Here is a 20,988-nt window from a genome sequence, read left to right as displayed (position 1 = left end):
CCCTTCCACTCCCCCGGTTCACTCCGAGCGCCTGCCCGGACGGGTGAACAGGAGGGGTCGGTTGGATACACCCTAGGAGGCGGGGGAACCGAGGGGGGACCGTGGAGCGGCGACAGTGAAGTCCCCGTGATCGCCGCTCCACGGGCGGACGCCGACGGCGCGTCGGCTCAGCCGAAGACGGCCAGGCTCTTCGCCTTGCCCTGGTGCTCCTCGACGAGCGCGAGCAGTCCGCCCTCGGGCCCGTAGACGGCGACGGCACCGGCGCCCGCGTAGACCTCGGGCATGTCCAGGCGGACGCCGTTGGTGAGCAGCTTGGCCCGCCTGGTGTCGACGTCCCAGCGCGGGAAGGCGGCGCCGGCCGCGTCCGCGACGGGCATCACGGTCAGCTCCTGCTGGAGCTGGTCCAGCGTCCGCGCGGTGTCCAGCCTGTAGGGGCCGACCCGGGTGCGGCGCAGCGCGGTGAGGTGGCCGCCGACGCCGAGACCGGCGCCCAGGTCGCGCGCCAGGGCCCGGATGTAGGTACCTGAGGAGCAGACCACGGAGACGACCAGGTCCAGCACCGGGGTGCCGTCCTCGGCGACGGCGTCGCGGACGTCGTACACGGAGAAGGAGGAGACGGTGACGGGACGGGCGGGGATCTCGAACTCCTCGCCCTCGCGCGCCCGCTTGTAGGAGCGCACGCCCTTGATCTTGATGGCGCTGACCTTGGACGGCACCTGCATGATCTCGCCGGTCAGTTCGGCGATCCCGGCGTCGATCGCCTCACGGGTGACCTTCGAGGCGTCGGCGCACCCCGTGATCTCGCCCTCGGCGTCGTCGGTCAGGGTGGTCTGCCCGAGCCGGATGGTGCCCAGGTACTCCTTCTCGGTGAGGGCGAGGTGCCCGAGGAGCTTGGTCGCCCGCTCCACACCCAGGACCAGGACGCCCGTCGCCATCGGGTCGAGCGTGCCGGCGTGCCCGACGCGCCGCGTCCGGGCGATGCCCCGCATCTTGGCGACGACGTCGTGCGAAGTGAAGCCCGACGGCTTGTCGACGATGACAAGGCCGTCGGGCGTGGTGTGCTTGTCGGTCATTTAGCGGTGTCGTCCGTCTCGTCGCCCTCGGCGGCTTCGGCGGCCTCGTCCTCTTCCGGCTTGCGGTAGGGGTCGGCCTCCCCGGCGTACGCGGCGCCCGCGGACGCCTCGCGCACCTTGGCATCGGACTGGCGCGCCTTGTCGAGGAGGTCCTCGATGTTGCGGGCGGTGTCCGGGAGGGCGTCCATGACGAAGGCCAGGGTCGGCGTGAACTTCACGCCCGCCGCCTTGCCGACCTCGGAGCGCAGGATGCCCTTGGCGCTCTCCAGGCCCGCCGCGGCGGCCGCTCGCTCCTCGTCGTCCCCGTACACCGTGTAGAAGACGGTCGCCTCCCGCAGGTCACCCGTGACCCGGGTGTCCGTGATGGTGACGTGCGAGCCGAGCCGCGGGTCCTTGATCCCGCGCTGCAGCTTCTGGGCCACCACCTCTCGGATGAGGTCCGCCAGCCTTTTCGCCCGCGCGTTGTCGGCCACTGGTCCGTCTCCCGTTCTTTCTTCTCTTCGTGATCTTGCGTGGTCTGGCGTGCCGCTGGTCAGTCGTCGTCGCCGTGGAGGCGCCGTCGCACCGACAGCAGTTCCACCTCGGGCCGGCCGGCCACCAGCCGTTCGCACCGGTCGAGTACGTCACTGAGGTGGCCCGCGTCGCCGGACACCACGGCCAGGCCGACGACCGCCCGGCGGTGGAGGTTCATGTGCTCCACCTCGGCCGCGCTCACCGCGTACTTCCGCTGGAGTTCGGCGACGATCGGGCGGACCACGGAGCGCTTCTCCTTCAGCGAATGTACGTCGCCGAGGAGGAGGTCGAAGGACAGCGTCCCCACATACATGTATGCAACCGGTTCACCCGCCGGTTCGGGATCGATGGCCCCGCCGTTCACCGGCGGGGACATCAGAACCGTACAACGAACGGCCGGGGCCGATCGACGGATATTGTGCTCCGCCGACCGGCCCCGGGCCGCACCGTCTCGGAAGTCGGGGTGGTTACACCCGCGGCTTCTCGCGCATCTCGTACGTCGCGATGACGTCGTCGACCTTGATGTCGTTGAAGTTTCCGAGGTTGATACCGCCCTCGAAGCCTTCGCGGATCTCGGTGACGTCGTCCTTGAAGCGACGCAGGCCCACGATGTTGAGGCTCTCCGCGATGACCTTGCCATCGCGCAGCAGACGCGCCTTGGTGTTGCGCTTGACCTCGCCGGAGCGGATGAGAACACCCGCGATGTTGCCCAGCTTGGACGAGCGGAAGACCTCGCGGATCTCCGCCGTGCCCAGCTCGACCTCTTCGTACTCCGGCTTGAGCATGCCCTTGAGGGCCGCCTCGATCTCCTCGATCGCCTGGTAGATGACCGAGTAGTACCGGACGTCCACACCCTCGCGCTCGGCCATCTGCGCGGCACGCCCGGCGGCGCGCACGTTGAAGCCGATCACGATGGCGTCGGAGCCCATCGCCAGGTCGATGTCGGACTCCGTGACCGCACCGACGCCGCGGTGCAGGACGCGGATGTCGACCTCTTCGCCGACGTCCAGCTGGAGCAGGGAGGACTCCAGGGCCTCGACGGATCCGGAAGCGTCACCCTTGATGATCAGGTTCAGCTGCTGGACCTCGCCGGCCTTGAGCACCTTGTCCAGGTCCTCGAGCGACACGCGGCGCGTGCGCTTGGCGAACGCGGCGTTCCGCTCGCGGGCGGCACGCTTCTCCGCGATCTGGCGGGCCGTACGGTCCTCCTCGACCACGATGAAGTTGTCGCCGGCGCCCGGCACGTTGGTCAGACCCAGCACCTGGACCGGGGTCGACGGACCCGCCTCGGCGACGTTGTTGCCGTTGTCGTCGAGCATGGCGCGGACGCGGCCGTAGGCGTCGCCCACCACCATCGTGTCGCCGACCCGCAGGGTGCCTCGCTGCACGAGGACCGTCGCCACGGCACCGCGGCCGCGGTCGAGACGGGACTCGATCGAGATGCCCTGCGCGTCCTGGTTCGGGTTGGCCCGCAGGTCGAGCGAGGCGTCCGCGGTGAGGACCACGGCCTCCAGCAGGGAGTCGATGTGCAGACCCTGCTTGGCGGAGATGTCGACGAACATGGTGTCGCCGCCGTACTCCTCGGCCACCAGGCCGTACTCGGTCAGCTGACCGCGCACCTTGCTCGGGTCGGCACCCTCGACGTCGATCTTGTTGACCGCGACGACGATCGGGACATCGGCCGCCTTGGCGTGGTTGAGCGCCTCGACCGTCTGCGGCATGACGCCGTCGTTGGCCGCGACGACCAGGATCGCGATGTCGGTCGACCGCGCACCACGGGCACGCATGGCGGTGAACGCCTCGTGACCCGGGGTGTCGATGAAGGTGATCTTGCGCTCTTCTTCGTTGACCTCGGTCGCGACCTGGTAGGCACCGATGTGCTGGGTGATGCCGCCGGCCTCGCCCGCGATGACGTTCGTCTTGCGGATGGCGTCGAGCAGCCGGGTCTTACCGTGGTCGACGTGACCCATGACGGTCACGACCGGCGGACGGACGACCAGGTCCTCCTCGGAGCCCTCGTCCTCGCCGAACTCCAGGTCGAAGGACTCGAGCAGCTCGCGGTCCTCCTCCTCCGGGCTGACGATCTGAACCGTGTAGTTCATCTCGCCGGCGAGGAGCTGGAGCGTCTCGTCGGAGACGGACTGGGTCGCGGTGACCATCTCGCCGAGGTTCATCATGACCGCGACGAGCGACGCCGGGTTGGCGTTGATCTTCTCCGCGAAGTCGGTGAGCGACGCACCGCGCGACAGGCGAATGGCTTCGCCGTTGCCGCGAGGCAGCATCACGCCGCCGACCGACGGGGCCTGCATGGCCTCGTACTCCTGGCGCCTCTGCCGCTTCGACTTGCGACCGCGACGCGCGGGACCGCCGGGACGGCCGAAGGCGCCCTGCGTGCCACCACGGCCACCGGGACCACCGGGACGACCGCCGAAGCCGGGACGGCCACCGCCGCCACCGAAGCCACCGCCGCCGGGACGACCGGCGAAACCGCCGCCGCCACCGGGACGACCGCCGCCGCCACCGCCGCCGGGACGACCGGCGAAGCCGCCGCCGCCACCGGGACGACCGCCGCCGCCGGGACGACCGGCACCGCCGGGACCGCGACCGCCGCCGCCGCCGGGGCCCGGACGCGGGCCGGCAGCGGGACGCTGCGGCATCATGCCGGGGTTCGGGCGCGGACCGCCGCCGGGACGGGGACCGCCCTGGCCGCCGCCCTGCGGACGCGGCATCGAGCCGGGGCTCGGACGGTTGCCGCCCGGAGCCTGGGGACGGGGACCGCCGCCCTGGCCGCCGGGGGCCTGCGGACGCGGACCGGCGCCGGGGGCACCGGGGCCGCCGGGGCGCGGACCGCCCTGCGGACGGGGCGCCTGCGGGCGCGCCATGCCGGCGTTGCCGCCGGAGGTGAAGGGGTTGTTGCCCGGACGCGGACCGCCGGGGCGGCCGCCGGGACGCTGCGCGGGGGCGCCGGGACGCTGGCCGCCGGGACGGCCCTGGCCGCCCTGCTGACCACGGTCCTGACCCGGACCGGACGGACGACCGCCGGGCTTGGGGGCACCGGGACGCGCACCGCCGGGCTTCGGGCCGGCCGGAGCGGGCGTCGAGGCGGCGGGGGCGGCCGGAGCGGCCGGCGGAGCGGTGAACTCCGGCGCGGCCGGAGCCGGACGCGGCGCGGGCTTCGGGCCCGGCGTCGGACGCGGGCCCTGGGACGGCGCCGGAGCGGGGGCCGCCGGGGCCTCGGGCTGCTGGGCAGCCGCGGGCTTCGGGGCGGCCGGACGCGGCGCGGCCGGACGATCCCCCGCCTGAGCGGCGCGGGAGGGGCCCGCAGCCTGCGCCGGAGACGGCGCGGCGGGCCTGGGGGCGGCCTTCTTCGGGGCGGCGGGGCGACCGGCTGCCCGGCCGTTGCCACCACCCTGCTGGAAGGCGTCTGTCAGCTTGCGTACTACGGGCGCTTCGATGGTCGAAGACGCCGAACGGACGAATTCACCGAGCTCCTGGAGCTTGGCCATGACGACCTTGCTCTCAACGCCGAACTCCTTGGCGAGTTCGTAGACCCGGACCTTAGCCACTTCGCTCCTCTGAGGTCCGGGTTGCGTCCGGACCGTCGCTAGTTCATGGGCGTACTCATCGCGTACTCATCGAGTGCTCATCGCAATCTCGACCTGCTTTCGACTCGCGAGGTACCGGGCCGCGCGGTGGGTTCCGCACGGCTCGTCTTCCTTACCACGTTGCTTACATGCTGCTTTCAGCAACCTTGTGCCTGCTCGACGTAGTGACGCAACGCCTTTACGTCGAGCGGACCCGGGACGCGGAGCGCCCGCGGGAACGCCTTGCGGCGCACCGCCTGGTCGACACAGACCGGTACGGGGTGTACGTACGCACCCCGGCCGGGCAGCGTACCGCGTGGATCAGGGGCGCAATGACCCTCGACCGCCACGGTGCGCAGCAGCTCGCTCTTGACCGCTCGCTCCCGGCACCCCACGCAGGTGCGCTCAGGGCATGCTCGGGTACGTGTCCGGCCAGACACTCCTAAGTCTACCTCCCCGGGCCGACCTCACCCCTTCGGGGCAAGAATCGAACACGTGCCGCACGCAAAGCTGACGTGATCTCAGCGCCGTACGGCTTGGATCTATTCCCCCTGCTCGCCCGAGGGCTGCTCGGAGGGCTGTCCGGACGGCTGCTCGGTGTCCGGGCGGATGTCGATGCGCCAGCCGGTCAGCCGGGCCGCGAGGCGGGCGTTCTGGCCCTCCTTGCCGATGGCCAGCGACAACTGGTAGTCCGGCACGATCACCCGCGCGGAGCGGGCGGCCAGGTCCACGACCTCCACCTTGGAGACGCGAGCCGGGGAGAGCGCGTTCGCCACCATCTCGGCCGGGTCGTCCGACCAGTCGACGATGTCGATCTTCTCGCCGTTCAGCTCCCCCATGACGTTGCGCACCCGGCCGCCCATGGGGCCGATGCAGGCACCCTTGGCGTTCAGGCCCGAGCGGGTGGAGCGGACGGCGATCTTGGTGCGGTGGCCGGCCTCGCGCGCGATCGCGGAGATCTCGACCGACCCGTCGGCGATCTCCGGCACCTCCAGGGCGAAGAGCTTCTTCACCAGGTTGGGGTGGGTGCGGGACAGCGTCACGGAGGGACCGCGCACGCCCTTGGCCACCCGGACCACGTAGGACCGCAGCCGCATGCCGTGCGGGTAGGTTTCGCCGGGCACCTGCTCCTGCACCGGGAGGATGGCCTCCAGCTTGCCGATGTCGACCAGCACGTTCTTCGGGTCGCGGCCCTGCTGGACCACGCCGGTGACGATGTCGCCCTCGCGGCCGGCGTACTCGCCGAGCGTCGCGTCGTCCTCGGCGTCGCGCAGCCGCTGCAGGATGACCTGCTTGGCGGTGGTGGCGGCGATGCGGCCGAAGTCGGACGGGGTGTCGTCGAACTCGCGGGCCGCCTGGCCCTCTTCGAGGTCGTCGGGGTCCTCCTTCGCCCACACGGTCACGTGTCCGGTGTCCCGCTTGAGTTCCACGCGCGCGTGGCGGCGGCTTCCCTCGGTGCGGTGATAGGCGATGAGGAGGGCCGACTCGATCGCTTCGACCAGCAGGTCGAAGGAGATCTCCTTCTCCCGTACCAAGCCCCGCAGGGCGCTCATGTCGATGTCCACGGCTACGCCTCCTCTTCCGTCGTGTCGCTGTTCTGGGTGTGCTCTGTGTGCTCGGGGTTCTTGCGGTTGAACTCGACCTGGACGCGTGCCTTGTCGATGTCACCGAAGGCGAGTCTGCGGGTGGTGGCCTTGCGGCCCTTGACGCCGGGCACCTCGAGGTCGACTCCGTCCCCGTCCACGGCGACGATGCGGGCGACCAGCTCACCGCCCTCGTGCAGCTGGAAGCGGACCAGGCGGTCCGTGGCGCGCACGTAGTGGCGGTGCTCGGTCAGGGAGCGCTCGGCGCCCGGGGTGCCCACCTCGAGGGTGTACTCCGCGTCGCCCATCGCGTCGGTCTCGTCCAGCTTCGCCGAGAGCACGCGGCTCACATCGGCGATCCGGTCCAGGTCGGCGCCGGTGTCGGAGTCGACGACCACTCTCAGCACACGCTTGCGGCCGACCGAGTCCACCGCGATCTCCTCGAGGTCCAGTCCCTGGGAGGCGACGAGCGGCTCAAGCAGCTCTCGCAGCCTCTCGCTCTGGGTGGTGCTCATCCGGGTGACTCCTCGGCCGCGTGTGCTGTTGTGGGATGGGGCGCGTGTCTGGTCAAAGGGTATCGGGTCCCGGGGGGTGTTGCCGTCCACCCCCGGCTCGGCGGTGCCGATGACCGGTGCCCGGCCGGGGCCCGGGTACCGTGATCACGGGCCGGCCGCACCGTGGGTCGCCGCCGCGTCGCCGGTCGCTCTGCCCGTCGCTGTGTCCGTCGCTGTCCGTCGCTTTGCCGCCGCTTCCGTACGAGCTTGTCGAGGACGTCTGCCGTGTCGTTTTCCGCATCGCCGCGCCCGCCGTCCGGGCCGCGCAGAAGGAGTCTGCTCGTGTCGGCCGCCGGGGCCGCCGGTGCCGTCCTGCTCGTCGGGTGCTCCGGCGACCCGGACTCCGGGGAACCGGCCGCCGAACGGTCGGCGGCCGACGCGGCACGCGCGCGTGCGGGCCGGGACAGCGAGGCGCTGGCCGCGCGTTACGCGGCGGTGATCGCCGCTCATCCGGGGCTGTCGGAGCGGTTGCGTCCGCTGCGGGAGGAGGTGCTGCGGCACGCGAAGGCGTTCGGCGCGAAGGGCACCGGGGGTACGGCCTCGCCGGGGGCGTCGGCGTCGTCGGGGGCCTCGCCTTCGGTGTCCGCGCGGGCCGCCGGGCCGGGGGACGACGTCGGGCGGGTGCCGGCGGACGAGAAGGACGCGGTGGCCCTGCTGGCCGGCGCCGAGCGGAAGCTGGCCGACCGGCGGGCGGAGGCGCTGCTTGAGGTGCCGGGTGAGCTGGCGCGGCTGCTGGCGTCGGTGGCGGCGGCCGGGGCGGCGCACGTGTTTCTGCTGACGGACGGAGGGTGACGGTGAGCGAGGCGGAGGACCGGGAGCTGGACGCCCTCCAGGCGGCGCTTTCGGCCGAACACGCGGCCGTGTACGGCTACGGGGTCGTCGGCGGGCGGATCGGCGAGGAACGGCGCGGCGAGGCGCGTACCGCGTACGACGCGCACCGGGCACGGCGGGACGCGCTGGTGCGCGACGTGCGGGGCCTGGGCGGGCGGCCGGTGGCCGCGTCCGCCGGGTACGCGCTGCCCTTCTCCGTGCCGGATGCGGCCGCCGCGGTGCGGCTGGCGGGCGAGCTGGAGGAGCGGCTCGCCGGGGTCTACTCCGACCTGGTGCGGGCGGCCGAAGGCGACCGGCGGGCCGCTGCCGCCGGGGCGCTGCGGGAGGCCGCGGTCCGTGCGGCGCGGTGGCGGGGCGGGAGCGTAGCCTTCCCTGGGCTCGCGGAGCGGACCGGCACGTCGTCGGCGCGCACCTCGGCTCCGGATGCCTCGGCTCCTGATGCCTCGGCCTCGGCCACACCGACTGGGTAACGCGTACGGCTGCACGTACGGGAAGGGAACGGCTCGCGCATGGCTTTCGAAGCGCCGCGGCGGCTGGTCAGGGCGCTCGGCGAGACGGCACCTGGCGGCGACGACTGGCTGGCGCGGCTGCCGGAGGCGGCGGAGCGGGCGGTGGCGCTGCGCGGGCTGAGCGCCGAGCGGGTGCAGGTGCCCGGTGGGCGGAGCAGCCTCGTGGTCCTCGTGCGGGATGCCGAGGGGACGCCGGCGGTGCTGAAGCTGGCCCCGCGGCGGGCGCGTCCGGAGAGTGAGCGGGCCGCGCTGGCGCACTGGGGTGGGCTCGGGGCGGTCCAGTTGCGCGAGGAGGCCGCTGCCGGGGAGGGCGGCGAGGGAGTGCTGCTGCTGGAGCGGCTGCATCCGGACGTGTCGGTGCGGTCGTTGCCGGAGGCGAAGGCGTTGCTGGAGGCTGCGGGGGCGCTGCGGCGGCTGTGGGTCGAGCCGCCGGACGGTCACCCCTTCGAGACGGTGGCCGAGCGGACCGGTCGGCAGGCGGAGGCCATGCTGGCGGGGGCGGCGGCGGATCCCGAGGTGGCGCCGCTGGTCGACGCGGCGCTCGGGGCCCGGGAGGAGCTGCTGGCGGGGCCGCCTCCGGCGCGGCTGCTGCACGGGACGTTTCGGCAGAGCAAGGTGCTGGCCGGGGACCGGATGCCCTGGCTGGCGGTGGGGCCGGATCCGGTGGTGGGCGAGAGCGCCTTCGACCTGGCGCGGCTGGTGCGGGATCGGGTCGAGGACCTGATCGCGCAGCCCTCGGGGGCCTCTACGACCCGGCGTCGCGTGAAGCGGCTCGCGGAGTCGCTGGAGGTCGATCAGGAACGGCTGCGGGGGTGGACGCTGTTCCGCGCGGTCGAGTCGGGGGTACGGGCTCGGCGGGTGGGCCGGGAGAAGGACGCGGAGCTGTTGTTGGAGTTCGCGGGCTGGCTGTGAGTCGTGCCGCTGGGGCGATGGGAGGGTGGGCGCAGCGGCATCCGGCAAGCGCCGGGCCGCGACACCCACCCTCGGCAGGGGTCAGCTGGTGAGGCGGGTGATGGCCTCGTCGACCGTCAGTTCCTCGCGTTCGCCGGTGCGGCGGTCCTTGAGTTCCAGGACGCCCTCGGCCGAGCGGCGGCCCGCGACCAGGATCTGGGGTACGCCGATGAGTTCCGCATCGGTGAACTTGACGCCCGGGGAGACGCCCGCGCGGTCGTCGACCAGGACGCGTACGCCGGCCGCGGCCAGCTTGTCGGAGACTTCGAGGGCCAGTTCGGTCTGGAGGGCCTTGCCGGCCGCGACGACGTGGACGTCGGCCGGGGCGACCTCCTTGGACCAGACGAGGCCCTTGTCGTCGGCGTGCTGCTCGGCGAGGGCCGCGACGGCGCGGGAGACGCCGATGCCGTAGGAGCCCATCGTGACGCGGGCCGGCTTGCCGTTCTGGCCGAGGACGTCGAGCTTGAGGGCGTCGGCGTACTTGCGGCCCAGCTGGAAGATGTGGCCGATCTCGATGGCGCGGTCCAGCTTGAGGCCGGTGCCGCAGTTCGGGCAGGGGTCGCCCTCCCGGACGACCACGACGTCGACGTAGGTGTCGACCTCGAAGTCGCGGCCCGCCACGACGTTCTTGGCGTGGGTGTCGGCCTTGTTGGCGCCCGTGATCCATGCGGTGCCGGGCGCGACGCGGGGGTCGGCGATGTACTTGACCTTGTCGCCCAGGCCCTGCGGGCCCACGTAGCCGCGGACCAGGTCGGGGCGGCCGACGAAGTCCTCCGCGGTGACCAGTTCGACGGCGGCGGGGGCGAAGTGCGCCTCCACCTTGTCCATGTCGACCTCGCGGTCGCCGGGGACGCCCACGGCCACGATCTCGCCGTCCACCTTGACCAGGAGGTTCTTCAGCGTGGCGGACGCCTCGACACCGAGGGAGGCGGCCAGGGTCTCGATCGTGGGGGTGTCGGGGGTGGGGATGTCCTCGGCGGCGGGTACGGAGGCCGCGTCCACCGGCTTGAGGGTGTACGTGATCGCTTCCGTGTTGGCGGCGAAGTCGCAGTTCGGGCAGTCGGCGAAGGTGTCCTCGCCGGCCTGCGCGGGGGCCAGGAACTCCTCGGACTTCGAGCCGCCCATCGCGCCCGCGGTGGCCGCGCAGATGCGGTAGTCGAGGCCGAGGCGCTCGAAGATGCGCTGGTAGGCGGCGCGGTGCAGGGCGTAGGACTCGGCCAGGCCCTCGTCGGCGACGTCGAAGGAGTAGGAGTCCTTCATCAGGAACTCGCGGCCGCGCAGGATGCCGGCCCGGGGGCGGGCCTCGTCGCGATACTTGTTCTGGATCTGGTAGAGGATGACCGGCAGGTCCTTGTAGGAGGACGCCTGGTCCTTCACCAGGAGGGTGAAGATCTCCTCGTGGGTCGGGCCGAGGAGGTAGTCGCCCCCCTTGCGGTCCTGGAGGCGGAACAGCTCGGGGCCGTACTCCTCCCAGCGGCCGGTGGCCTCGTACGGCTCGCGCGGCAGCAGGGCGGGGAGCTGGACCTCCTGGGCGCCGATGGCGTCCATCTCCTCGCGGACGATGCGCTCGATGTTGCCGAGGACCTTCTTGCCGAGCGGCAGCCAGCTCCAGAGGCCGGCGGCGGTGCGGCGCACGTAGCCGGCGCGGACCAGCAGCTTGTGGCTGAGGACCTCGGCGTCCGCCGGGTCGTCGCGCAGCGTCTTCGCCATCAACTTCGACATGCGCTGGACCGGTGCGTTGGCCATGGATCTCGTGTCTCCTGCTGCGTAAGGGTGGTGCTAGGAGGTTAGCCGGGTGGTCCTGCCCGGTGGAAATCGGTTATCGCCTGTGCAGCGGGAGCGGGGCGCCCATCACCGCGTACGGCTTGGGGGCGCTCGGGAAGAGGACCTGGCGGGCCAGGTCCTGGTAGCCGAGGGAGCGGTACAGGCCGCGGGCGGGGCTCTCGGTGTCGATGGCGGAGAGGATGGAGCGGGGTTCCGTGGCGCTGTCGGTGATCGTGGTGATCAGGGCGCGGCCCGCGCCGCGGTTCTGGTGGACCGGGTGGACGTGGAGTTCGGTGATGACGAAGGAGTCGTCGAGCCAGGTGTCCGTGCCCTGGGCGCGGAGGTAGGGCTCGACCACGGTGGACCACCAGTGGGTGCGGTCGTTGGGCATGCCGTAGACGAAGCCGACCAGCTCGCCGTCGCAGGTGGCTCCCAGGGCGCGCGCGCCGGGGTGGGTCATGTGGCGCAGGACGATCTGGCGGCGGACGGCGACCTCGTCGGGGCCGAGGCCGAACGCGGCGGCTTGGACGGCCAAGGCCTCGTCCACGTGCGCGGAGAGGTCCAGTGGGCCGATCACGAGGTCCATGGCGGGGAGCCTACAGCCCTGTCGCGGGGCTCAGAACAGCACGCTCATGAAGGCGCCGACCTCTCGGAAGCCCACCCGGAGGTACGTCCGCCGTGCCGCGGTGTTGAAGTCGTTGACGTACAGGCTCGCCACCGGGGCCACGTCGGCGAGGGCGTAGCGCAGGACCGCCGCCATGCCCGGTGCCGCCAGGCCCTTGCCCCGGTACTCGGGGGCCACCCACACGCCCTGGATCTGGCAGGCGCGGTCGGTGGCGGCGCCGATCTCGGCCTTGAAGACGACCTTGCCGTCCGCGTCGAACCGGGCGAACGAGCGGCCGGAGCCGACGAGTTCGGCGACCCTGGCCTGGTAGAGCAGGCCGCCGTCGCCGGCCAGCGGCGAGATGCCGACCTCCTCGGTGAACATCGCCACGCAGGCCGGCATGACGCGGTCCAGCTCGTCCTTGCGTACGCGGCGGACGTAGGGGTCGGGGACGATGTCCCCGGGCATGCGGTCGGTGACCATGAGGGGCTGGTGGGTGCGGACCTCGCGGGCGGGGCCCCAGCCGGGTTCGAGCAGCCGCCACAGCTGGGCGGTCTGGTCGGCGGGGCCGACGATCGAGGAGCAGCGGCGGCCGGCCCGGCGGGCGCGGTCGGCGAAGGCGCGGACCGCGCGTTCGTTGGCGCAGATGGGGACCAGGTTGGCGCCGGCGTAGCACAGGGACGTCAGCATGCCCTGCTCGTACCAGCCCCACATCTCGCCGCCGAGGCGCCACGGGTCGAGTCCGGCGATGTTCACGCGGGCGGCCACGAAGGCGTTGGCGACCGGCTCGCGGTCGAGGATGGCGAGCGCGGCGTCCAGGTCGCTCGGTTCGAGCACGCGGGAGGTGGTCTGCGTCAACACGTGCGGGGGCCTCACCCTGAGATCTGCTGGTCCCCGCACTGTACCTGCCACGCATTTGCCGCGCCGCCCTCCGGGCGACGCGGCCGGAGCGGGGAGGGTCAGCCCGCGATCGAGACGGAGGGCTCGCCGGAGGCCACGCCGTCCTTCTCCATCTGCTCGGCGATCTTCATGGCCTCCTCGATGAGGGTCTCCACGATCTTCGACTCGGGGACGGTCTTGATGACCTCGCCCTTGACGAAGATCTGGCCCTTGCCGTTGCCGGAGGCGACGCCGAGGTCGGCCTCGCGGGCCTCGCCGGGGCCGTTGACGACGCAGCCCATGACGGCGACGCGCAGCGGCACCTCCATGCCGTCGAGACCGGCGGTGACCTCTTCGGCTAGCTTGTAGACGTCGACCTGGGCGCGGCCGCAGGACGGGCAGGAGACGATCTCCAGGCCGCGCTGGCGCAGGTTGAGCGACTCCAGGATCTGGATGCCGACCTTGATCTCCTCGACCGGCGGGGCGGAGAGGGAGACGCGGATGGTGTCGCCGATGCCCTGCGAGAGCAGCGCGCCGAAGGCGACCGCCGACTTGATGGTGCCCTGGAAGGCGGGGCCGGCCTCCGTCACGCCGAGGTGCAGCGGGTAGTCGCACTGGGCGGCGAGCTGGCGGTAGGCCTCGACCATCACGACCGGGTCGTTGTGCTTGACGGAGATCTTGATGTCGCGGAAGTCGTGCTCCTCGAAGAGCGACGCCTCCCAGAGAGCCGACTCGGCCAGTGCCTCGGGGGTCGCCTTGCCGTACTTCTGGAGCAGCCGGCGGTCCAGGGAGCCCGCGTTCACGCCGATGCGGATCGGGGTGCCGTGGTCCTTCGCCGCCTTGGCGATCTCCTTGACCTTGTCGTCGAACTGCTTGATGTTGCCCGGGTTGACGCGGACCGCCGCGCAGCCCGCCTCGATCGCGGCGAACACGTACTTGGGCTGGAAGTGGATGTCGGCGATCACCGGGATCTGCGACTTCCGCGCGATCACCGGGAGCGCGTCCGCGTCGTCCTGGGTCGGGCAGGCCACCCGCACGATCTGGCAGCCCGACGCGGTCAGCTCGGCGATCTGCTGGAGCGTCGCGCCGATGTCCGACGTACGAGTGGTGGTCATGGACTGCACCGACACGGGGGCGTCGCCGCCCACCGCCACGGCGCCGACCTGGATCTGCCGGCTCTTGCGGCGCTCCGCGAGCCTGGTCGGAACGTCCGGCATGCCGAGAGAAATGGCAGTCATCTGCTGTGCAACCCCAAGTCGTGGATCAAGGTCCGGCCCCGTTCTGACGCGGGCTCCGGCAATCGAGATTACGGCACGCACATGAACGCCGGGGACACGGTGCGCGCGAGATGCACCCGTTGGCGTCCATCTGCCGGACGAACGGAGTGAAGCCCGACCCGGAGGGACAGGCTCTCCGGATCGGGCTTCTCATCGGATCGTTCGGATTGTGCCGATATCAGGAGATTCGTACGGGATTGACGACGTCCGCCACCAGCACCAGCAGTGTGAAGCAGACGAAGATGCCCGCCACCACGTAGGCCACCGGCATCAGCTTGGCGACGTCGAAGGGCCCCGGGTCGGGCCTGCGCAGCACCTTGGCCGCGGCCCGGCGCAGCGACTCCCACAGCGCGCCCGCGATGTGGCCGCCGTCGAGCGGCAGCAGCGGGAGCATGTTGAACAGGAACAGGGACAGGTTGAAGCCCGCCACCAGCATGACGAACATGGCGAGCTGCTGGGTGGGCGGGATGTCCAGGGTGGCGATCTCACCGCCGACCCGGGCGGCGCCCACCACGCCCATCGGGGAGTCTGCCTCGCGGGGTCCGTCCCCGAAGGCGGCGTCCCACAGGGCGGGGATCTTGGCGGGCAGGGCGGCGAGGGAGTCGACGGCGTCGCCGATCCGGTCGCCCATCCAGGTCACGGACTGGCCGAAGTCCTGCTTCACCACGCCGGTGGCGGCGCTGAAGCCGAGGAAGCCGGCGGTGACGTACTCGCCCTCGACGATCTGGCCGTTCGCGTCCTTCTTGGCGACCTGGTTGGTGGCGATGGTCGCGTTCAGGGTGACTTCCTCACCCTTGCGTTCGACGACGACCGGCACCTGCTCGCCGGGGTTGGCGCGGATCAGGTTGGACAGCTTGTCCCAGTCGTCGGTCCGTACGCCGTCGAACGAGAGGATCTTGTCGCCGGCCCGCAGGCCTGCCGCCGCGGCCGGGGAGGCGGGGTCGGACTTGGTGCAGTCGTCGCGGTTCTCCGTCTGTGAGATGACGCACTGGGAGACGGAGCTGACGGTGGTGGTCTGCTGCGAGATGCCGAAGCCCATCAGCACGGTGAGGAACAGCACCACCGCCAGGATGAGGTTCATGAACGGGCCCGCGAACATCACGATGACCCGTTTCCACGGCTTGCGCGTGTAGAACAGGCGCTTGTCGTCGCCGGGCTGGAGCTCCTCGAAGGCGGCCGAGCGGGCGTCCTCGATCATCCCGCGCCACGGCGAGGTGGAGCGGGCCTCCATGCGGCCGTCGGGGCCGGGCGGGAACATGCCGATCATGCGGATGTAGCCGCCGAACGGGATGGCCTTGACGCCGTACTCGGTCTCGCCCTTCTTCCGCGAGAAGATCGTCGGTCCGAAGCCGACCATGTACTGCGGCACCCGGATGCCGAAGAGCTTGGCCGTGGAGAGGTGGCCCAGCTCGTGCCAGGCGATGGAGAACAGCAGGCCGACGGCGAAGAGGACTATGCCGAGGATGAACATCAGGGTCGTCATGCACGGGCCTCCGCCGTCTGTGCCGCCAATTGCCGGGCCCGGGCGCGTGCCCAGGTCTCCGCTTCGAGGACGTCCGCGACGGTGAGCGAGGTTCCCGTACGGGGGGTGCCGTGCTCCTCGACCACCCGCGTGACGGTCTCCATGATCCCGAGGAACGGCAGCGCGCCGGAGCGGAAGGCCTCGACGCACTCCTCGTTGGCGGCATTGAACACCGCCGGGGCCGTGCCCGCGAGCTGTCCGACGTGCCGGGCCAGGTTCACCGAGGGGAAGGCCTCGTTGTCCAGTGGGAAGAACTCCCAGGTGGATGCCTTGCTCCAGTCGAAGCTGGGGGCGGCGTCGGGAACGCGTTCGGGCCAGCCGAGGCCGATGGCGATGGGCCCGCCCATGTCGGGGGGCGTCGCCTGGGCCAGGGTCGATCCGTCCGTGAACTCAACCATCGAGTGGACATACGACTGCGGATGCACGACCACCTCAATGCGGTCGAAGGGAATGTCGTAGAGGAGGTGCGCCTCGATCACCTCCAGGCCCTTGTTGACCAGGGTGGCGGAGTTGATCGTGATCACCGGGCCCATCGCCCAGGTGGGGTGGGCGAGGGCGTCGTCGACGGTGACGCGGGCCAGCTGGTCCCTGGTCCGGCCGCGGAAGGGGCCGCCGGACGCGGTGACGACGAGCTTGCGTACGTCGGCGCGGGTGCCGGCGGCCAGGGCCTGGAAGAGGGCGGCGTGCTCGGAGTCGACCGGGATGATCTGCCCCGGCTTGGCGAGGGCCTTGACCAGCGGGCCGCCGACGATGAGCGATTCCTTGTTGGCCAGCGCGAGGGTGCGGCCGGCCTCCAGGGCGGCGAGGGTCGGAGCGAGTCCGATGGAGCCGGTGATGCCGTTGAGGACGGTGTGGCAGTCGGAGGCGGCCAGCCGGGTCGCCGCGTCCGGTCCCGCGAGGATCTCGGGGAGCGGCTCCCGGCCGTCGTACCGGGCGCCCAGTGCCTCGCGCAGCGCGGGGACGACGTCCTCGCGGGCGACGGCGACGGTCCGCGGCCTCAGCCGGTGCGCCTGCTCGGCGAGGAGGCCGACCCGGCCGCCGTTGGCGGACAGGCCGGTGACCCGGAAGCGGTCCGGGTTGCGCAGCACGAGGTCGATGGCCTGGGTCCCGATCGACCCGGTGGACCCGAGGATCACCACGTCCTTCGGGCCGTCGCCCGCCACCGGGTCGTAGACGAGGTGGGGGTCGGCGAGTGGGGCTGGACTGTCGCTCATCCCCCCATTGTGGCCGCAACGGCCCTTCGCGAGGACAGCGCGTCCCTCGCACGGGTGTCGCGGGAGGGTGTGCCGGGCCGCGGTCCCGGCCACGGGGCCGGGACCGCGGCCGCCTCGCTCAGGGGATGGGGCGGTGGACGTTCTCCCGCTGGGAGGCTCCCGGGGTCGCGTCCGCGATCCAGGGGCCGTCGCCCGACGGGTCGACGATGCCCTGTTCGAGCCACTCGTACGCGCCGCCCAGCACGCCCTTGACGACCTTGTGGTCCAGGTCGTCGGTGTTGGTCCAGAGGCGGCCGAAGAGTTCCTCGACGCGGATCCGGGACTGGCGGCAGAAGGCGTCGGCGAGCTGGTACGCCTCGCGGCCGTGGTCCTCGGTGGCGCGCAGGTGTTCGGCGCGGACGCAGGCGGCGCTCATCGCGAACAGCTCCGCGCCGATGTCGACGATCCGGCCCAGGAAGCCCTGCTTGGTCTCCATCCGGCCCTGCCAGCGGGACATGGCGTAGAAGGTGGAGCGGGCCAGTTTGCGGGCGGCGCGTTCGACGTAGCGCAGGTGGGCGGCGAGGTCGGGGTGGCCGGAGGGGTGGAAGTCGGCGTAGGAGCGCGGGAGTTGGCCCGGTCCCGCGACGAGCTTGGGCAGCCACTTGGCGTAGAAGGCGCCGGCCTGCGCGCCCGCCTTCGCCTTGTCGGCCAGGGTCTTGTCGGGGTCGATCAGGTCGCCGGCGACCGAGAGGTGGGCGTCGACGGCCTCCCGCGCGATCAGCAGGTGCATGATCTCGGTGGAGCCCTCGAAGATGCGGTTGATGCGCAGGTCGCGCAGGATCTGCTCGGCGGGCACCGCCCGCTCGCCCCGCGCCTCCAGGGAGGCCGCGGTCTCGAAGCCGCGGCCGCCGCGGATCTGGACCAGTTCGTCGGCCATCAGACAGGCCATCTCGGAGCCGTAGAGCTTGGCGAGGGCGGCCTCGATGCGGATGTCGTTGCGGTCCTCGTCGGCCATCTGGGACGAGAGGTCGAGGACCGCCTCCAGGGCGAAGGTGGTGGCCGCGATGAACGAGATCTTCGAGCCGACCGCCTCGTGCAGCGCGACCGGCTTGCCCCACTGCTCGCGCACCGCCGACCACTCGCGGGCGATCTTCAGGCACCACTTGCCGGCGCCGACGCACATGGCGGGCAGCGAGAGGCGGCCGGTGTTGAGGGTGGTGAGGGCGATCTTGAGGCCGGCGCCCTCGGGGCCGATGCGGTTGGCGGCGGGGACGCGCACCTGGTGGAAGCGGGTGACGCCGTTCTCCAGGCCGCGCAGGCCCATGAAGGCGTTGCGGTTCTCGACCGTGACTCCGTCGGAGGCGGCCTCCACGACGAAGGCGGTGATGCCGCCCTTGTGGCCCTCGGACTTCGGGACGCGGGCCATCACGACGAGCAGGTCGGCGACGACGCCGTTGGTCGTCCACAGCTTCACGCCGTCGAGGACGTAGTCGTCGCCGTCGGGCACCGCCGTGGTGGCGAGCCGGGCCGGGTCGGAGCCGACGTCCGGCTCGGTCAGCAGGAACGCCGAGATGTCGGTGCGGGCGCAGCGCGGCAGGAACGTGTCCTTCTGCTCCTGGGTGCCGAACATCTTCAGCGGCTGGGGCACGCCGATCGACTGGTGGGCGGAGAGCAGCGCGCCGATCGCCGGGTTCGCGGATCCGACCAGGGCGAGGGCCTTGTTGTAGTAGACCTGGGTCAGGCCGAGACCGCCGTACTTGGTGTCGATCTTCATGCCGAAGGCGCCCAGCTCCTTCAGCCCCGTGATCACCTGGTCCGGGATGCGCGCGTCGCGCTCGATCACGGATCCGTCGATCTTCGTCTCGCAGAAGTCGCGCAGCTTGGCAAGGAACTCCTCGCCGCGCTGGACGTCGTCGTCGGCCGGCAACGGGTGGGGGTGGATGAGGTCGAGGCGGAAGCGGCCGAGGAACAGCTCCTTGGCGAAGCTGGGCTTGCGCCAGTCCTGTTCGCGGGCCGCCTCGGCGACCTGGCGGGCCTCACGCTCGGTGACCGTGGGCCGGGAGGAGGGGGTGGTTGCTGCGGACATGAGGCTCACCTCAACGATTCGTCCTGCGCGAACTTGCGGACGTACGTTACTAGTCGGTGCTACCCGATCGTATGTACCCGATACCGGGCCACCCCACCACCCTTCGTGCGGCCGTTCGGCCGATGCCGCGGCGGGTCGTGTGGAGTGGAGAAGCGGTGGAGTACGCTGTCGAAGCGCTTCGACAGACTATGGACACCCGTCCGCCCCGAAGCTACTGTCGAACCACCCTCGTCCGCCCCGTATCAACCCCGCGCGCTGTCGAAGCGCTTCACAACGCTTGGAGAGCTGGATGGTCACCCTCGCCGAGGTCGCCCAGCACGCCGGAGTCTCCGCGAGCACGGTGAGCTATGTCCTCAGCGGCAAGCGGTCCATCTCCACCACCACCCGGCAGCGGGTCGAGGAGAGCATCCGCACGCTCGGCTACCACCCGAACGCCGGCGCCCGCGCCCTGGCCAGCAGCAGGTCGAACATCATCGCGCTCATGATCCCACTGCGCAGGGACATGTACGTGCCGGTGATGATGGAGATCGCCATCGCCGTCGCCACGACCGCGCGCACCCACGGGTACGACGTCCTGCTGCTCACCGGCGAGGAGGGCCCCGACGCGGTGCGCCGCGTCACCGGCAGCGGGCTGGCCGACGCGATGATCGTGATGGACGTCGAACTGGACGACGAACGGCTGCCGCTGCTGCGGGGCACCGACCGGCCGTCGGTGCTGATCGGTCTGCCGGCCGACACCGACGGGCTGACCTGCGTCGACCTCGACTTCCGGGCGACCGGCGCGCTGTGCGTGGAGCATCTGGCGGGGCTGGGCCACCGCGACATCGCCGTCATCGGCGAGGCCCCCGCGGTCTACGAGCGGCACACCGGCTTCGCCGAACGCACCCTCGACGGACTGCGCGGCGGGGCCCGGGAGCTGGGCCTGCGGCTGCTGCACCGGCCCTGCGAGGGCGGATACGACGCGATGGCCGCGACCCTCGCCCGGGTCTTCGACGAGCGTCCGGACACCACGGGCTTCGTCGTCCAGAACGAGTCGGCCGTCGAGCCGCTGCTCTCCCTGCTGCGCCAGCAGGGCCGGGCCGTCCCCGAGGACGTGTCGGTGGTCGCGGTCTGCCCGGAGCAGGTCGCCACCCACGCCTCGGTGCGGCTCACCTCGGTCGCCCTGCCCGCCCAGGAGATGGGCCGGCAGGCCGTGGAGCAGCTGATCGCCAAGCTCGACGGACGCGGCAGCGACGAGGTCGTGCTGCTCGCGCCGGAGCTGACCGTCCGGGCCAGCTCGGGACCGGCGCCCGCGCGGTCGTGAGCGTGGGGCCGGTCCCCGGGCCGGGGTGCGTGCGGTGGGTCAGCCGCCGCTGACCGTCAGGTTGTGGGTGGTGAAGTCGAGGCCGCCGGCGGACGAGGTGATCTCGTAGCCGAACTGCACGTCACCGATGGTCTCGTCGCCCATCCAGCCCTTGGTGTCCTTGATCCACTTCAGGATCGGCAGGATGTCGACCGTGCCGGAGGTGGAGTCCGAGGTGCGCAGGAACGAGAAGACCTCGTTGGCGCCGTTGCTGCCCTTGTAGACGTTCCAGGAGTGGCCGCCGAGGGTGACGGAACCCTGTGGGCTGCCGAGCGGGCCGACGGCTCCGTTCTGGTTGACCCAGAGCATGATCTCGTAGTCGTAGTCCGTGTCCCAGATGTCGTACGACGTGTTGTACGCGCCGGACGCCGGGACCGTGACGTCGTAGCTGCTGCGGAGCGAGCCGAGGGAGCTGACCGGCTTGTTGATCACCTTCTTGGCGTTCGGGTAGGACTTGATGCCGCCCGTGTTCGGGTGGTCGGCCCAGGTGCCCCAGTTGGTGCCGGAGTTGGCCCAGACACACTGGGCGCCCGCACCGGAGCCCCAGATGTTGTTGTAGAGGATGTAGCCGTCCAGGGTGGTGTTGCCCCACTGGTCGCACGAGTTCCAGACGGCGGCCTGGGCGGGGGCGGAGGCCAGACCGAGGGTGGCGCCCAGGGCGAGGGCCGGGGCGAGGAGGGCTTTCAGCGTGCGGGTGCGTGGTGCCATGGGGTTCCTTCCATG

General features: G+C 71.6%; 19 protein-coding genes. 4 read left to right on the top strand and 15 right to left on the bottom strand.

Annotated features, from left to right (window positions below; translation table 11 throughout):
• Window positions 1–167: 167 nt before the first annotated feature.
• The 7 genes from truB to rimP form a co-directional block, all read right to left on the bottom strand.
• Window positions 168–1,073, bottom strand: coding sequence for a tRNA pseudouridine(55) synthase TruB (truB, locus tag ACZ67M_RS36565; RefSeq protein ID WP_469854188.1), 906 nt, complete (start codon window positions 1,071–1,073; stop codon window positions 168–170).
• Window positions 1,070–1,546 carry a 30S ribosome-binding factor RbfA gene (rbfA, locus tag ACZ67M_RS36560; protein WP_064730113.1) on the bottom strand — a complete coding sequence of 159 codons (477 nt, stop codon included), beginning with the start codon at window positions 1,544–1,546 and terminating at the stop codon, window positions 1,070–1,072. Before rbfA ends, truB begins: the two co-directional genes overlap by 4 nt.
• A gap of 59 nt (window positions 1,547–1,605) precedes the next feature.
• The gene (locus tag ACZ67M_RS36555; RefSeq protein ID WP_064730112.1) at window positions 1,606–1,899 is read right to left on the bottom strand and encodes a DUF503 domain-containing protein; all 294 of its coding nucleotides are present in this window, start codon (window positions 1,897–1,899) and stop codon (window positions 1,606–1,608) included.
• Window positions 1,900–2,053: 154 nt separating this feature from the next.
• Window positions 2,054–5,152 carry a translation initiation factor IF-2 gene (gene infB, locus ACZ67M_RS36550; RefSeq protein ID WP_361368174.1) on the bottom strand — a complete coding sequence of 1,033 codons (3,099 nt, stop codon included), beginning with the start codon at window positions 5,150–5,152 and terminating at the stop codon, window positions 2,054–2,056.
• A gap of 176 nt (window positions 5,153–5,328) precedes the next feature.
• A complete protein-coding gene (locus ACZ67M_RS36545; protein ID WP_361368176.1) occupies window positions 5,329–5,610 on the bottom strand; it encodes a YlxR family protein in 282 nt (93 codons plus the stop codon).
• Window positions 5,611–5,712: 102 nt separating this feature from the next.
• Window positions 5,713–6,735, bottom strand: a complete 1,023-nt coding sequence (gene nusA / locus ACZ67M_RS36540; RefSeq protein WP_161331259.1) for a transcription termination factor NusA — start codon at window positions 6,733–6,735, stop codon at window positions 5,713–5,715.
• 2 nt (window positions 6,736–6,737) lie between these two features.
• A complete protein-coding gene (gene rimP, locus ACZ67M_RS36535) occupies window positions 6,738–7,268 on the bottom strand; it encodes a ribosome maturation factor RimP (RefSeq protein WP_392016748.1) in 531 nt (176 codons plus the stop codon).
• Window positions 7,269–7,532: 264 nt separating this feature from the next.
• Between rimP and ACZ67M_RS36530 the strand changes: the two genes are divergently transcribed.
• The 3 genes from ACZ67M_RS36530 to ACZ67M_RS36520 are packed head-to-tail and all read left to right on the top strand — an operon-like array spanning window position 7,533 to window position 9,559.
• Complete coding sequence (locus tag ACZ67M_RS36530; RefSeq protein WP_392016745.1) at window positions 7,533–8,099, top strand: hypothetical protein; 567 nt, start codon at window positions 7,533–7,535, stop codon at window positions 8,097–8,099.
• Window positions 8,100–8,101: 2 nt separating this feature from the next.
• Window positions 8,102–8,608, top strand: coding sequence for a ferritin-like domain-containing protein (locus ACZ67M_RS36525; RefSeq protein ID WP_392104031.1), 507 nt, complete (start codon window positions 8,102–8,104; stop codon window positions 8,606–8,608).
• Between the two features lie 39 nt (window positions 8,609–8,647).
• Complete coding sequence (locus ACZ67M_RS36520; RefSeq protein ID WP_469854187.1) at window positions 8,648–9,559, top strand: aminoglycoside phosphotransferase family protein; 912 nt, start codon at window positions 8,648–8,650, stop codon at window positions 9,557–9,559.
• 81 nt (window positions 9,560–9,640) lie between these two features.
• Here the strand turns inward: ACZ67M_RS36520 and ACZ67M_RS36515 are convergent, their stop codons facing one another.
• From ACZ67M_RS36515 to ACZ67M_RS36485, 7 genes are all read right to left on the bottom strand, one after another.
• Window positions 9,641–11,344, bottom strand: coding sequence for a proline--tRNA ligase (locus tag ACZ67M_RS36515; RefSeq protein ID WP_361368189.1), 1,704 nt, complete (start codon window positions 11,342–11,344; stop codon window positions 9,641–9,643).
• A 73-nt stretch (window positions 11,345–11,417) separates the two neighbouring features.
• Complete coding sequence (locus ACZ67M_RS36510; protein WP_392239749.1) at window positions 11,418–11,948, bottom strand: GNAT family N-acetyltransferase; 531 nt, start codon at window positions 11,946–11,948, stop codon at window positions 11,418–11,420.
• 30 nt (window positions 11,949–11,978) lie between these two features.
• On the bottom strand, window positions 11,979–12,827 hold the full coding sequence (locus tag ACZ67M_RS36505; protein ID WP_361368195.1) for a GNAT family N-acetyltransferase: 849 nt from the start codon (window positions 12,825–12,827) through the stop codon (window positions 11,979–11,981).
• 98 nt (window positions 12,828–12,925) lie between these two features.
• Entirely contained in the window at window positions 12,926–14,083 is a 1,158-nt protein-coding gene (gene ispG, locus ACZ67M_RS36500) for a flavodoxin-dependent (E)-4-hydroxy-3-methylbut-2-enyl-diphosphate synthase (protein WP_365641952.1), read from the bottom strand.
• Between the two features lie 217 nt (window positions 14,084–14,300).
• Entirely contained in the window at window positions 14,301–15,593 is a 1,293-nt protein-coding gene (locus ACZ67M_RS36495; RefSeq protein WP_361365534.1) for a M50 family metallopeptidase, read from the bottom strand.
• Window positions 15,594–15,601: 8 nt separating this feature from the next.
• Window positions 15,602–16,858 carry a 1-deoxy-D-xylulose-5-phosphate reductoisomerase gene (dxr, locus tag ACZ67M_RS36490; protein ID WP_361365523.1) on the bottom strand — a complete coding sequence of 419 codons (1,257 nt, stop codon included), beginning with the start codon at window positions 16,856–16,858 and terminating at the stop codon, window positions 15,602–15,604.
• Between the two features lie 118 nt (window positions 16,859–16,976).
• On the bottom strand, window positions 16,977–18,923 hold the full coding sequence (locus ACZ67M_RS36485; protein WP_467321223.1) for an acyl-CoA dehydrogenase family protein: 1,947 nt from the start codon (window positions 18,921–18,923) through the stop codon (window positions 16,977–16,979).
• Between the two features lie 289 nt (window positions 18,924–19,212).
• Here ACZ67M_RS36485 and ACZ67M_RS36480 point away from each other — a divergent pair, with 289 nt between their 5' ends.
• Window positions 19,213–20,226: a LacI family DNA-binding transcriptional regulator gene (locus ACZ67M_RS36480; RefSeq protein ID WP_122615118.1), complete on the top strand. Its 1,014-nt coding sequence runs from the start codon at window positions 19,213–19,215 to the stop codon at window positions 20,224–20,226.
• A gap of 39 nt (window positions 20,227–20,265) precedes the next feature.
• Here the strand turns inward: ACZ67M_RS36480 and ACZ67M_RS36475 are convergent, their stop codons facing one another.
• On the bottom strand, window positions 20,266–20,973 hold the full coding sequence (locus tag ACZ67M_RS36475) for a glycoside hydrolase family 12 protein (protein ID WP_361365517.1): 708 nt from the start codon (window positions 20,971–20,973) through the stop codon (window positions 20,266–20,268).
• Window positions 20,974–20,988 lie beyond the last annotated feature (15 nt).

It is taken from the genome of Streptomyces sp. NPDC107500 (assembly GCF_055582785.1).
Note: the sequence above shows the minus strand (reverse complement) of the source record. Positions and strands in the feature narration are given on the sequence as shown.